Raw genomic sequence first — 14,741 nt, forward strand, 5'->3', positions numbered from 1 at the left:
ATGTGGATTTAAGTGCGCGTCAGTATTGTAATAACACCACTGTCAACTGTCAATTGTCAACGGAAATAAAATGCTTCGTTTTGATAACAACGGAATTTATTGCAGGCAAGCAGGCATCTATATAGATCCATGGCGGCCTGTAGATAAAGCGATCATCACGCATGCACATTCTGATCACGCGCGCTGGGGAAATAAATATTATCTCGCACATCATGATACAGTTCCGCTCCTGCGGTTACGATTGGGTTTTGACATCAACGTAGAAGGCATTGGGTACAATCATTCCATCGAAATAAACGGTGTCCAAATCAGTTTGCATCCTGCCGGTCATATTCCCGGTTCTGCACAAATCAGACTCGAATACAAAGGCGAGATATGGGTAGTGTCCGGTGATTATAAATTGCAACACGATGGGATTTCTGTTCCGTTTGAACCGGTACGTTGTCATCATTTCATTACAGAATCAACATTTGGTCTGCCGGTTTATAATTTTCCACCGCCGCAGCAAGTTTATGACGAGATAAATGAATGGTGGCGCAACAATGCCGACTTGGGGCAAAATTCAGTGATCATCGGATACGCGCTTGGTAAAGCGCAGCGCATTTTACATCATCTTGATAGTGGTATTGGTGCCATCTGGGTACACGGCGCCGTAGCAAATATTAACACAGTACTCGAAGAACAGGGTATTGAATTGCAGCCATGGCAAAGGGTTTCGCCCGATCAAAATAAAAAGGATTTTAATGGTGCCATGATTGTTGCACCACCATCAGCAATAGGCAGTTCCTGGTTGAAGCGCTTTGAGCCGTTTAGCCTGGGCATTTGCAGTGGCTGGATGCAATTAAGGGGTGCACGTCGCAGACGTAGTGCTGATAGAGGCTTTATTATGTCTGATCATTGCGACTGGACACAGCTTAATGAAGCTATTGCGGCAACAGGTGCGGAGCACGTATATGTCACACACGGTTACAAATCTGTTTATGCAAAATGGTTGCGGGAAAATAAGGGTATCAATGCAACCGAAGTAGAGACGCTATATGAAGGAGAAAGCCTGGAAGGCAATAAAGAAGAAATAGAAGAGTTATGAAAGGATTCAGCGAACTATTTACAGTCATTGAGCAGACGACTAAGATCAATGCAAAGATCGATGCGCTGGTACAATATTTTGCAGATGCTCCTGAATCTGATATCGTTTGGTGTGTCGCTTTGTTGACTGGGAAAACCCCACGTCGCGCTATAAAAACTGCAGATCTGCGCAATTGGTGTGCGGAGCTGTCGGGCTTGCCCATGTGGCTTTTCGACGAATCATATCTTGTCGTTGGTGATCTTGCAGAAACCATCGCATTATGTCTGCCGGCACCGGTCGCTAATAAAGAATATTCACTGACCGAAACACTGCAACAATTAAATAAACTTGCGGCAGCCTCCGATGAAGAAAAAAAAAGAATAATTACGGCGCGTTGGATGGAGATGAATGCAAACAATCGGTTGGTGTTTAATAAGCTGATCACTGGCGGCTTTCGGATGGGTGTCTCCCGGCAGCTTGTTATTAAAGCATTGGCGAAACATTATAATCAGGAAGAAAATCAGGTGGCACATAAACTGATGGGCAACTGGAATCCGGAGATCATTTCCATTGATGAATTATTATTTGAAGCAAACTCAGGCGAAAAATTATATCATCCCTATCCGTTTTTTCTGGCTTATCAAGTAGAAAGTGAACTGGCAGTGCTCGGCGATGTGCATGACTGGCAGATCGAGGAAAAATACGATGGGATTCGCGGACAAATCATTGTGCGTAATGGTGAGTTGTTTATCTGGAGCAGAGGCGAAGAACTCATTACAGATAAGTTCCCTGAATTTGAATTACTAAAAAATATTTTGCCCAACGGAACTGTGCTTGATGGTGAAATTCTTCCTTATAAGGACGGCCGTCCTTTGCCTTTTCAGATAATGCAGACACGCATCAGCCGGAAAAATGTGACGAAAAAATCTTTGCAGGAAGCACCACTGGTGATGATCTGTTATGATTTGTTGGAGCAAGATGGGAAAGATATTCGCGATATGCCGCTGAGTTCTCGGAGACAACAATTAGAATATCTGGTAACCCTTGCCGGTTCTCAGGCGCCGCTAATTATTTCGCCCGTTTTTCCATGTAATAATTGGGATGAAGTCATTGCTATTCGCGAAGCCGCAAGAGATAATAATTGCGAAGGCGTGATGCTAAAGAAGAAAGATAGCGTTTATGAAACTGGTCGCAGGCGTGGTAATTGGTGGAAATGGAAAGTAGATCCGCTGACCGTGGATGCGGTGTTGATCTATGCGCAGCGTGGTCATGGGCGACGGGCAGATTTGTACACTGATTATACATTCGCGGTCTGGGACAATGATGTGCTGGTGCCTTTTGCAAAAGCATATTCAGGTCTTACTGATAAAGAAATTCTGGAGGTCGATAATTGGATTAAGAAGAATACAATTGAGAAATTTGGACCAGTTCGCAGTGTAACACCGGAACTTGTTTTTGAATTAGCGTTTGAGGGAATCAATGAATCTACGCGTCACAAATCTGGTGTGGCTGTGCGTTTTCCGCGTATTGCGCGTTGGCGCAAAGACAAAAATATTGGTGATGCCAACACAAAGTTCGATCTTTTACAACTGATAGAAGCGGCACGCAGATGAATAAACTGGCGCAACAATGGTTTGAACAACAGCAGTGGAAACCATATCCTTTTCAGGAGCAGACCTGGCGTGCTATAGCTTCTGGTAAATCCGGTCTGCTCAACGCACCAACTGGTTTTGGTAAAACATTTGCCATATGGTTTGGCGTGCTGGAACATTATGCGAAGCAAGCGGAAAAGAAAAAACGCAAAGGGTTGCACTGCCTTTGGATTACGCCGCTTCGTGCTCTTTCAAAGGAGATTGAAGCGGCTACCAATCGTGTGAGTGGCGATTTGCATCTGCCTTATAGAATAGGTTTGCGCACTGGTGATACCTCAACAAAGGAGCGCGATAAACAAAAGAAAGATAGTCCGGAAGCATTGATCACCACGCCAGAAAGCGTTCAGTTAATGCTCGCGCAAAAAGGTTATGCTGATCTGTTTAAAAACCTTGAATTTGTGGTCGTAGATGAATGGCATGAATTGCTTGGTAGTAAACGTGGCGTACAGATGGAGTTAGCTTTGTCTCGTCTCCGTACCATTAATCCGAAGCTGAAAGTCTGGGGTATATCAGCAACTATCGGTCATTTGGAACAAGCCAAAGAAATTTTGCTTTCCGGTGTTCCTGATTCGGTAATGATCCGGGCAAAGCTGGAAAAGAAATTAGAGATTGAAACTATTTTGCCTGACACGCTGGAACGTTTTCCCTGGGCAGGACACCTGGGTATTAAACTTGCAGATAAAATTTTCCCCATCATTGATAACAGCAATGCAACGTTGTTGTTTACGAATACACGTTCGCAGGCCGAAATCTGGTACCAGCGCATTTTAGATCTGCGACCTGATTTAGCAGGATTGATTGCATTGCATCACGGCTCTCTTGGTGAAGATATTCGCAAGTGGGTTGAGAATGCATTGCATGAAGGCATATTAAAAGCAGTGGTTTGTACCAGCAGTTTGGATCTCGGTGTTGATTTTCGTCCGGTGGATACAGTGATTCAAATTGGTTCTGCCAAAGGTGTAGCCCGGTTTATTCAAAGGGCGGGCAGGAGTGGTCACTATCCCGGCGCAGTGAGTAAAATCTATTTTTTACCAACGCATTCTCTGGAGATAGTAGAAGGTCCTGCGTTACGATATGCGATTAAACACAATCAGATTGAAAGCCGCATTCCGTACATCCGTTCGTTTGATGTACTGATGCAATACCTTGTTACACTCGCGGTTTCTAATGGTTTTCATGCCGATGAAATTTTCGAAGAAATAAAACAAACACATTGTTTTCATTCCATCACCAGGGATGAGTTTAATGAATGCTTGTTGTACATCACACAGGGTGGCAAATTGCTTACAGCGTATGATGAATTTCATAAAGTAGTGCTTGAGAATGGGGTATATAAAGTTACGAGCAAGCGGGTGGCCATGCGGCATAGATTAAGTATCGGTACCATAGTAAGCGATGCCATGATGCAGGTGGTTTTTATGCGTGGCAAAAGATTAGGTAGTATTGAAGAATGGTTTATTTCAAGGCTAAATCCCGGCGATCATTTTTGGTTTGCAGGACGAAATCTGGAATTGGTAATGGTCAAAGATCTCAAAGCTTTTGTGCGGGCAGGGAAAAAGAAAACGGGCGTGATTCCGTCCTGGCAAGGCGGCCGGATGCCGCTCTCGTCTTATCTTTCAGAAGCAATCCGTCATGAATTGAATGAATATTATAGCGGTAGACAAAAGGATGTTGAGCTGCAGTTTCTGCAACCGCTTTTTGATTTGCAGGCAGAACGTTCTTATCTGCCGAAGGAAAATGAATTGCTGATCGAGAAGATCAAAACAAAGGAAGGTTGTCATGTTTTTATCTATCCGTTTGAGGGTCGTTTTGTGCACGAAGGAATGGCGGCGATCATAGCGCATCGTATCGCGCAGATACGGCCGTTTAGTTTTTCCATTGCAATGAATGATTATGGTTTTGAATTGCTCAGCGATCAGGATATTCCCATTGAGGCAGCACTAAATGAAGGTTTGTTTGCTCCGGAAAGACTTAGTGAAGATGTGATGAAAAGTATCAACACGACGGAGATGGCGCGCCGCAGGTTTCGTGAGATTGCAGCCATTGCCGGACTGGTGTTTTCTGGTTACCCTGGTAAACAGGTAAAGACGAAGCATCTGCAGGCGAGTGCACAACTGTTCTTTAACGTCTTTGAAGACTTCGAGAAAAACAATTTGCTGTTGCGACAGGCCTATGAAGAGGTTTTCGATTTTCAATTGGAGATAGCACGTATGCAGACTGCATTTCAGCGTATCAATGATCATCGTATTGTACTGCAGTATCCGGAGAGACCAACACCTTTTTCTTTTCCAATTTTTGCGGAGCGGTTTCGTGAAAAATATAGTAATGAAAGTGTAGAAGACAGAATCAGGAAAATGGCAGCTGCGCTGGAGACCCCCAACCCCTGAAGAAGAGCCTTGGTGCGAGTAGCATCCCATGGGGCCGCTTGTCATGCTGAGCGGAGGCGAAGCATTAATGCATTGAGCAATCACTCGGCTGTGCGACATGTTTGCACAGTCCTCACAATGCTTTGGGATCGAACCACAGATAGCCTGGATTTGTAATCCCGGTCTCTTAACTCTTTCATAAATTACACGAACAAATCAGACATCAGACATCCGCCATCAGCGATGAATATTGTTTTACATGGTAACACCTTTCGTCTGCTTCCGGAAAAAGCTCTTTTCTGGGAAGAATATGGTCTCATGATTATAGCAGATCTGCATTTGGGTAAGGCGATGCATTTCAGGAAAGCAGGAATCCCGATGCCGGAACTAAGCGCATTGAAAGATTACGAAAACCTCAACGCTTTGATCGGTGTTTATCATCCGGAACAAATTTGTTTTCTGGGCGATCTCTTTCACAGCAATTACAATACGGAATGGCGATTATTTGAAACATTCATTGAGCAAAATCCGCATGTTCATTTTTCACTCATCAAAGGCAATCATGATATTCTAAAGGATGAGCATTATGAGGCCTTGGGAATTGAGTTGATCGATGATCAACTGGCTTTGGGAAATGTAATTCTATCGCATATTCCTATCACGCATCCGCCAGAAGGAAATATTAATATAAGCGGTCATTTACACCCTGGCTGTGTGCTTCGGGGATTAGGTCGGCAAAGTGTAAAATTGCCTTGTTTTGTGTATTACAGAAATACTTTTCTGTTGCCTGCGTTCGGCCACTTGACCGGGTTACACGTGGTTCAGCAGATAGGAGCCGTTTATTATGCAATTGCAGGTGACCGTATCGTTATGATGTAGTTTTCACACAAAGGCACTAAGATGATTTTGCTAAATACCTGCATAACTAATCGGTAATTACATTTTACACTTTTCATTTCTCATCCAGAGCCAAAGGGAGCGATAAACAAGATGTACGCACAATTGACGACTCACAACACACATCCTTACAATAGCAAAAACGGCCAGACGATATTAAACCATCTGGCCGTTTTTACATAAATATGAGTACTCACAACTGTCGACTCACAAATCAATCATTAATAAAAATTGTAGTTTCTCCGCGCAATATTCAAACGGAAACCACCGTACACATAAGTTGATGCGTTGGACGGGTAGTAATCATTTGCGTATGAATAGTGACGATAATTCACGCCGAGATCAAAGAACAGGTTTTCACGCAGCTCGTAAGATGCATTCAAATTCATTGACAGACAAGTTGCTTTCAATCCGTTGATCAGTTTGTATCCATATTCCGGATTTGAAGGATTAACTGGTGTATTATCAGCGTAGTTAAGGAAGATGTTGCTTCCATAGTTGCTACCCGCAGTATCAGTGCTTTGCTGGTAATACATCCCGGTTGCAGTCAGGTAAAGATTTTTCACCGGTTGGTAACTCACTTTGCCGATCAACTGTGCAAAACTGGCCCCAAGCGGATTGGCGAGTGGCTGGTTGTAGTTTGTATAGTTGGCGATAGAATCAGAATGCGAGTAAGTGTACGGACGAACGATATTGATTTCGCCTTGTAAATCGAGGTTTTTCACAGTGAACGCATCATAGTATTTAGCACCGAGCTGTACACCGAATTTTTTGCCGAACCATCCCGTGTTGGCAAAAAATTCCGAAGTTCGTAATTCATCCAGGAAGAACTGTCCATAAAACTGAAGATGTTTCAAAGCAATTGCTTTGAAGTTAAATCCAAGATTCACGTTGTCCGGACTTCCATTGTAGCGTTCAATAGAACGGTAAAAGATAATCGGTATCATATAATCAAAAGGATAACGATCCGTGCGGCCGAAGATCACACTTTCAAACAGCCCTACGTTCAACCATTTCGTGGCATTGATGCTCAAATGGTGCATGGTGGCGTATTTGTGCGGTAATTGCTGATCAGCTCCCCGAGTGTACTGCGGCTGCAATTCCATATAAAGGTTCTGGTAGTTCAGCTTCCAGATTTTGGTATTGATGCGGAGAAATGCCCCAGATGCGGAAAAGTCACTCAGGAAAAGGCTCGTCATGCCATCGCCGATGAATTGTTTATCGTAGCCGAAAGTGAAATTCAGATAGCCTTTGATGGCTGCAAAATCAATATAACCCCGGGCTTGCAGATAATCGTATGTTTTATTGGAAGGCGTCTGGTAATAATCAGCGCCCGGAACTGCCTGATGCATTTCAGTCCATTCTTTTACATAAGAAGGCATTTGTTCCTGGTTATCGGCAAAATAAGTATAGAAGCCCAGTTTCTTGGCAATCCAACCACGCAGCTCTACGCCGCGACTGCTGGAGTAAAGCGTTTGTGACTGAGACACATCGCCCGTTTTATATTTTTCCTCCATCACTTGTCCACTGATCACAGGATTCACCACCAGGAAAAAATCTTTGGTTTTTACTCTATAGAAATCTGGCTGCTTTTTATAAAAAGTTTTGAACCATGGCTTTTTAGAATCAATGGCTCCATTCTCGTCATGCGCCCATTCTCCGCTTACAGAGATCATGTGGTCTATATTATAGAGATCGATTTTGCTCAGCCCGATGGAATCGGAAGCTTCTTTTGTTTTCTCCAGAAAGCTGACAGCTCCTTTCCTGGAAATGGGTTTTATGGTAGAAAAGAAATCGGTGGTAAGTTTTCCCGAGCGGGTTTCTAAACGGTCCAGCAGCGGATAATCTTCCTGTCCTAACTGCAAATACGTGGTCTGGGCAAAACTGAAGCAAGTGGTTGTTGCCAATGCAACAGTCAGGAGCGTTTTTTTCAGCATAAAAAGAGTAGGATGACGATATTAAAGGCTATTTGAAATAAATTTTTGAAAAAAGATTGCCTGTCCCATTCATCAGCGTTCATAATCCTTCAAATATCAGGCCAGAACAAAAGTAAGGGTATAAAAAGATTGTGCAGTCTATATTATGCAGTAAAATAATTTTCCTATTTCGAAGAATGCTTATTTATTTCCTTGTCGGAACCATTATATTTGTGGCACTCCCAAAAGGAAATTTACCCCTGAGAAGAATGCTGTATAGTTGAAAGTGGAAGTCGTATAGATTTTGCGCTATACCCGTGTGATGTGTTGCTTTCGTAGAAATAAAAAACATAAAGGAGTATGATTATATAACACCGAAAACTACATAAATAAATAACAAATGTCTTTGGAATTTCTGAAGACAACTCCCAAACAAGATCCGGATCGCCATTTTTTTATTCTTTAACCATATAAAACAACCAAATTATGGAAGTTGAAAACAAGAAAAACCAACTCAAAGCAATTGAGGGCCCGAGCATTTATGAAATCCCACTGGCGGAAGCACAAAAACTGACTAAAGGCTGGACTGACCAGGGCAATTTTGTGACTGGTTTCCTGGTAGATGCACAAGAGTTGACAGATATGATCAATGAGCAAGGCGCAAGCTATGTGCGTTTCTACTTTGGCTGGGATGATTCGCAAGAACCAGGCAGAAAGGAAAGAATGATCATGGTGCCTGCAAACGTTGACGGTAGCGATATGATCAATACTGAAACACCAGACGACAGCAATATCTTTGATTTCACGTTACCATGTCCGCCCACATGCGATAAGAACAGTCCGCTCTGTTTCGGCCCATGTGCGAGTGAGTAAACTAGCAGGTAAACTATGCTGAAAACTGTGCAGAGTGCCATATTGCAGTATTCTCCGCTTGCTATTTTGCCGCCGTTGATCATTGCCGGAATCGGTTTTAAGAATTATACGCGAGCTTACAAAGTGCTGAGTCTGCATTTGCTGATCGTTTCCATATTGAGCGCTATCGCTGTGCTCTTGTGGCACATGAAGCAAAACAATCTGCCGCTTCTTCACATTTATACAGGCGTGGAGTTTGTGATGGTAACCTGGTTTTACAGTTACATTCTGGAAGAACTCATACCTCGTAAAGTTTTGATGACGGGATGCATAGCGTTTGTGGCTTTTTCACTGATAAATGCGTTGTGGATTCAAAGCTGGTTTACATTCAATACACTTCCCCGGAGTATCGAAAGCCTTTGGGTAATATGTCTTACACTGACGTGTTACTACAAAATGCTTTCGGAGCTGAAGATCCGGAAGATGGAGCGTTCGCCTGTCTTCTGGATCAATACCGGGTTCTTCTTTTATTTTTCAGGTGCACTATTCCTGTTCGCGCTAAGCAATTATATTTTGTCTTTAAACCACCAGCTCAACATTTATGTCTGGACACTGCACGCGTGTTTTAGCATACTGTTGTACCTGTTTATTTTTTTAGGATTATGCAACTACCGGAACAGGTAGATATTTTTTACTTCCTCCTTATCGGCACACTGGGCATGTTGTTGCTCAGCGCGGGATTGGTCATTTTTTTTCTGGTCTACCAGCGTCGTCTGCTACGACAAAAAGCACAATTGCACGATATTGAAGTAGCACATCAGGAAGAACTGCTATTTAGCAATATCAAAGAAATAGAAACCGAGCGTAAAAGAATTTCTACCGATCTGCATGACGAGATCGGCAGTTTATTTTCTACCATTAGTATTAAAATGGGACAGCTGGAATTAACTATTACGGACACTTCGCCTGAGGTGAAAAAAATACTCGACGAAAATAAGGGACTGGTCAAACTGGGTATTCAAAGCATCAAACGGATCTCACACAGCATTATTCCGCCTTCCCTGGAGTTTTTTGGACTGGCCGCAGCACTAGAGCATTTGTGTGGGCAAACAGACTCTCCGGTTTTGAAAGTCACTTATTCTGCACCTGAAAATTTTCCGGAGGTTTCTGCAGAAACTGGCCTAGCCATTTACCGTGTTGCTCAGGAATTATTGAGCAATGCCATCGCGCATTCTGGCGCTACACAAGTTGATATCCTGTTACAGTCGCATACTAGTTTGGTGTTGTTTGCCTATTATGACAACGGAAGGGGTTATGATACAGGCGATCCCACGATTAAAAAAGGACTGGGATTGCGAAACATGGAAAGTCGTATCAACATGATTAAAGGAAAACTCAATACATCATCATCGCCGGGAGAAGGCGTACGTGTAATTATAGAAGTTGAAATCTAAAAACATTGTCCCATGAAACATACTATAAATATCGCCGTAGCAGAAGACCAGGTATTATTTCGCGAATGTTTTATCGCGAATATTCAGAAATTTGAGCACATCAATGTTGTTGTAGAAGCTGGAAACGGGAAGGAATTGATTACCCGGTTTTCTAAAATGGAAAAGCTGCCTGATATTCTTTTGCTGGATTTGAGCATGCCAGAAATGAACGGTCTGGAAACTACAAAATATCTCAAAGAACATATGCCAGAAGTACGCATTATTGTGCTTTCCGTTCATGGCGACGAAAAGTATGTGGTGTCTATGGTACAGCATGGCGTAAACGGTTATCTGGCTAAAGATGCTGAACTGGACACGGTACTCAAGGCAATAGATTCGGTCTACGAAAAAGGATTTTTCTTTAACGATACAATGCTTCGCGGATTACAATCAGGCGGTCTGCAAAAGAAATATAAGATTAGCAGGTTTAATGTCCTTGATACTATTACTCGCCGTGAACGGGAAGTACTGGAACTGATCTGTAAAGAATTTACCACCCAGGAAATCGCCGAAAAGCTTTTCTTAAGCGTTCGTACCGTAGACGGTCATCGTAATAATCTTCTTGAGAAAACTGGCGCAAGAAACACTGCCGGCCTTGTCATCTTCGCACTAAAAAATGACCTGGTGAGTCTGGACGTTTGATACAGTGGACAGTGGACAATTGATACTGGCGCGAGCGTTAGCGTAAGCGCTCTCCTGACTATAGGCCTTACCAGTCTCCCGACTGGCGTTTCAGACCGGGTCGGATGCTCCAACCCACCGGGTCAATACTTTAATTTAACCACATCTGATGGGTTAATGAACCGGGTCGAACATGGTTGTTCACCGGGTTGATACCTCAATCTGACCGGGTCTCAGGGATTAATGAACCGGGTTGAATGTTCTTTGGAACGGGGTTGTACTTATTTTTTAACCGGGTCGAACCCGGTTGCGAACAGGGTGGAGGGTGGTCGATGACCGCATAGAACCTGTTATTTTACCGCATTCCACCCGCTTCTTTACGCATTCAGACCCGGTTCGGGAATAAGTAGAACCCGGTTCATTTCATGGTGCGAGTATTAATATCACTGAGCGTTAGCGCAGCGCTTCCGTGTCTATAAACCTACACTGGCGCGAGTCTTCCGAAGGGCGACTCGTGTCTAAGCTTCTTACCAGTCTCCCGACTGGCCTCCAAAAAACAGTCGTCAGTCGAGAGACTGACATGATAGCTCGTCACGAGAGCGCTGCGCTAACGCTCGCGCCAGGTTTAAAATTATTTCTCGCGACCAATTAATTCCTTTAACCATTTGCCCTATCGTAATACATCTTGACGTTTCACCTTTCACGTTTCACCCACTCACAAATCAGAAAATCAGCGATCAGAGATCAGCCATTTAAGACTATTTTTGCCCTACAATTTCTAAATAATGGCTGCAATTCTGATAAAAAACGCTACAGTGGTTAATGAAGGCCGTAGCGAAGTAAAAGATGTACTGATAAAAAATGGTCGTATCGAAAAGATCGCCGGACAAATCAACACCAGCGAACCAGTGCAGGAAATAGATGCTACCGGTCTGCATTTGTTGCCGGGCGTAATCGACGATCAGGTACACTTTCGCGAGCCCGGTCTGACCTACAAGGCAAACATCCAGTCGGAAGCCCGTGCAGCTGTTGCCGGAGGTGCTACTTCCTTTATGGAAATGCCAAATACCAACCCACCGGCTACCACACAAGAATTACTTCAGGCTAAATACGATATCGCTGCAAGCACATCCGTTGCCAACTATTCCTTTTTCATGGGCGTAGCCAATGATAACGTAGATGAGGTTTTACGCACCAATGCAAAGAAAGATCAGGTTTGCGGTGTGAAGATTTTTATGGGTTCCAGCACTGGCAATATGTTGGTAGACAACTATGTTACCCTCAATAAGATTTTCTCCGAAACAGAATTGCTGATTGCAACGCACTGCGAAGACGAGCGTATTATCAAAGCCAATAAAGAAAAATATCCTGATGCAGACAACGCATCTTATCATCCGCTGATCCGCGATGTAGCAGCTTGCTTCGAAAGCTCTTTCTCTGCGGTGCAACTAGCAAAGCAGCACAACAGCCGCCTGCACATTCTGCATATTTCTACCGCAAAAGAATTGCAGTTGTTCACCAATATGTTCCCGATTACAGACAAACGTATTACTTCAGAAGTTTGTGTGCACCACCTGCATTTCACTGCTGACGATTATCCGCAGTTGGGCAATCTGATCAAATGTAATCCGGCCATCAAAGCCAAAGAAAACAAAGAAGCGCTCTGGGAAGCGCTCCTGGACGATCGTCTGGATATCATTGCTACTGATCACGCACCGCATACCTGGGAAGAAAAACAATTGCCTTACCAACAAGCACCATCTGGTTTGCCGTTAGTGCAGCACTCTTTATTGATGATGCTGCATTATGTAAAGGAAGGTCGTATTTCCATTGAGAAAGTGGTAGAAAAAATGGCGCATGCACCAGCGCAATGCTTCCTGATTCGCGAACGTGGTTATATCCGTGAAGGTTATCACGCCGATCTGGTGTTGGTAGATATGAATGACAGTACTACCGTTACCAAAGAAAATATTCTCTACAAATGCGGATGGTCGCCACTGGAAGGCGTTACACTGCCGGCTCGCATCACGCATACTTTAGTAAACGGAAATGTCGTTTATGAAAACGGACAAGTTTTGGATCTTCATAGAGGACAAAGACTTTTGTTTAATCGCTAATGCGCAACGATAAAATCACATTAAAAGACCTTGCTGTCTACACTTCCGAAGGCAGCAGTGTCTTTTCTCTCATAGATCTGACATCTACCCAGTACGGCAAAGACGTGCTGCGGAAGCATGTGCAGAACCCGCCGGCAACTTTTGAAGCCTTGCAGGAAATGCAGGATGTAATCCGTTTTTGGGTTAATCATCCCGATCAGTGGCCGTCCATTATTTCCAACGGAACGCTGGTGATGCTCGATAAATTCTTCGAATCGGCCGATACCGGTTCCGCACCACCAACGGGTTTTAATCTGATCATTAGCTCGTTTCTTCAGAAAATTCTTAACCGGAGTGAATATTTCTTCACACAGTTTTCGGCTTCGCATCTGGCCGATTTCCTGAAAGGCTGTACCGAAATGGTAGCTTTGCTGGACAATAATGAAAACATACCAGCATTATTGGAACGGGAGCTGAATCTGATGAAGGATGAGCTAAAACACCGCCTCACGCCGGAGATTCTGAAAATCGACAAACAGACACCTTATAAGCAACTCACTGGAGTTAGCTACCGTGCCCGACGGGAAATGAAACATATGGTGCAACGCCTCATGTATCATTATGCCCGTCTGGATGCCTGGAATGCGATGGCTAAAGCAACTAAAGCACAAGATTGGACATTTCCCGAACTGCAGCCGGCGTTCCCGCTTTGCTTTGAAGCCAAAGGGTTGTATCATCCGCTTTTGGAGGAACCTATTTCCTATGATGTAGACTTTAACGAGAAGCAGAATCTTTTAATACTTACAGGCGCGAATATGAGTGGTAAAACCACTTTTATGCGTTCGCTCGGTTTGGGTGCACTGCTGGCGCATCTGGGTATGGGCGTTCCCGCAAAGAAATTGCGCATTAGTTTTCTGCAGGGCATTATCACCAACATGCACGTCGAGGACAATATCCTGAAAGGGGAAAGTTATTTCTTCGCTGAGGTAAAACGGATGAAACATACGGCCGAAAGTCTGGCGCAACCGGAACCTCATTTGGTACTGATGGATGAACTTTTTAAAGGAACCAACGTCCATGATGCTTACGAATGTACCCGTGCCGTTATCGAAGGGTTGTTAGAACGACCGAATCATCTGATGGTGCTTTCTACCCATTTATATGAAGTAGCGCAATATTTCAGCGAACGAAAGGATATTTTATTTGCTTATTTCGTGACCCAACTTGCGGATGACAGTTATAAATTTTCCTACGAACTAAAACCGGGTATTTCCAACGACCGGATCGGTTATCGAATTCTCCAAAAAGAAGGGGTGCTTGATCTGCTCAAAAAGAAATAATGTGTTTTAATGTGGGGAATGTGGTTGATTGTGTTAATCCGTTAGAGGGGTGAAACGTCAAACGTCAAACGTGAATGGTGTATAACCACATGGTCATGTCGACGGTAGGAGACATCCCGCGGAATGATGTTCACTCGCGCTCGATGAGTAAAGGGGTAAAAAGTTAATTGGTTAGTGGGTTAATTGGGTGAAACGTCAAACGTGAATGGTGTATAACCACATGGTCATGTCGACGGTAGGAGACATCCCGCGGATTGTTGTTCACTCGCCCGTATTTTTTGCAGTTACGAGTATGTAAAATGTGAATCTTTGCTTCTTTACCCCTTATGCGTCTTTGCGGGAAACCTCCTTCTCAAAAAGAAATAATGTGTTTTAATGTGTGGAATGTGCTTAATGTGTTTTCTCGCGTCGCTGTTGTGAGGATCGAAGCATACCGCACAGA

At 43.7% G+C, this 14,741-nt stretch carries 11 protein-coding genes; 10 read left to right on the forward strand and 1 reads right to left on the reverse strand.

Annotation, left to right across the window (positions count from 1 at the left end; genetic code table 11):
- The first annotated feature begins 70 nt into the window (after positions 1 to 70).
- The 4 genes from DN068_RS08790 (at position 71) to pdeM (ending at position 5,963) form a co-directional block, all read left to right on the forward strand.
- Positions 71 to 1,087, forward strand: coding sequence for a ligase-associated DNA damage response exonuclease (locus DN068_RS08790; protein ID WP_110998536.1), 1,017 nt, complete (start codon positions 71 to 73; stop codon positions 1,085 to 1,087).
- Complete coding sequence (locus DN068_RS08795; protein WP_110998537.1) at positions 1,084 to 2,679, forward strand: ATP-dependent DNA ligase; 1,596 nt, start codon at positions 1,084 to 1,086, stop codon at positions 2,677 to 2,679. The genes DN068_RS08790 and DN068_RS08795 overlap by 4 nt, the downstream gene beginning before the upstream one ends.
- On the forward strand, positions 2,676 to 5,105 hold the full coding sequence (locus DN068_RS08800) for a ligase-associated DNA damage response DEXH box helicase (RefSeq protein WP_110998538.1): 2,430 nt from the start codon (positions 2,676 to 2,678) through the stop codon (positions 5,103 to 5,105). Before DN068_RS08795 ends, DN068_RS08800 begins: the two co-directional genes overlap by 4 nt.
- 222 nt (positions 5,106 to 5,327) lie before the next feature.
- Entirely contained in the window at positions 5,328 to 5,963 is a 636-nt protein-coding gene (gene pdeM / locus DN068_RS08805; RefSeq protein WP_110998539.1) for a ligase-associated DNA damage response endonuclease PdeM, read from the forward strand.
- Between the two features lie 239 nt (positions 5,964 to 6,202).
- On the opposite strand, the gene DN068_RS08810 is transcribed toward pdeM, so the two are convergent.
- Positions 6,203 to 7,918: a hypothetical protein gene (locus DN068_RS08810; protein WP_110998540.1), complete on the reverse strand. Its 1,716-nt coding sequence runs from the start codon at positions 7,916 to 7,918 to the stop codon at positions 6,203 to 6,205.
- Between the two features lie 465 nt (positions 7,919 to 8,383).
- Between DN068_RS08810 and DN068_RS08815 the strand changes: the two genes are divergently transcribed.
- The 6 genes from DN068_RS08815 to DN068_RS08840 all read left to right on the forward strand — a co-directional run bounded on the left by DN068_RS08815 (position 8,384) and on the right by DN068_RS08840 (position 14,299).
- A complete protein-coding gene (locus DN068_RS08815; RefSeq protein ID WP_110998541.1) occupies positions 8,384 to 8,770 on the forward strand; it encodes a hypothetical protein in 387 nt (128 codons plus the stop codon).
- A 15-nt stretch (positions 8,771 to 8,785) separates the two neighbouring features.
- Complete coding sequence (locus tag DN068_RS08820; RefSeq protein WP_110998542.1) at positions 8,786 to 9,433, forward strand: hypothetical protein; 648 nt, start codon at positions 8,786 to 8,788, stop codon at positions 9,431 to 9,433.
- Positions 9,412 to 10,203 carry a sensor histidine kinase gene (locus DN068_RS08825; RefSeq protein ID WP_110998543.1) on the forward strand — a complete coding sequence of 264 codons (792 nt, stop codon included), beginning with the start codon at positions 9,412 to 9,414 and terminating at the stop codon, positions 10,201 to 10,203. Before DN068_RS08820 ends, DN068_RS08825 begins: the two co-directional genes overlap by 22 nt.
- A gap of 12 nt (positions 10,204 to 10,215) precedes the next feature.
- The gene (locus tag DN068_RS08830) at positions 10,216 to 10,884 is read left to right on the forward strand and encodes a response regulator transcription factor (RefSeq protein ID WP_110998544.1); all 669 of its coding nucleotides are present in this window, start codon (positions 10,216 to 10,218) and stop codon (positions 10,882 to 10,884) included.
- A 764-nt stretch (positions 10,885 to 11,648) separates the two neighbouring features.
- Positions 11,649 to 12,980: a dihydroorotase gene (locus DN068_RS08835; protein WP_110998545.1), complete on the forward strand. Its 1,332-nt coding sequence runs from the start codon at positions 11,649 to 11,651 to the stop codon at positions 12,978 to 12,980.
- Positions 12,980 to 14,299 (forward strand): MutS-related protein, encoded by a 1,320-nt coding sequence (locus DN068_RS08840; protein WP_110998546.1) that lies wholly within the window; start codon positions 12,980 to 12,982, stop codon positions 14,297 to 14,299. Before DN068_RS08835 ends, DN068_RS08840 begins: the two co-directional genes overlap by 1 nt.
- The last annotated feature ends 442 nt before the right edge of the window (positions 14,300 to 14,741 follow it).

Origin of the sequence: Taibaiella soli, assembly GCF_003236175.1 — a bacterium.
GTDB lineage: Bacteria > Bacteroidota > Bacteroidia > Chitinophagales > Chitinophagaceae > QKTW01.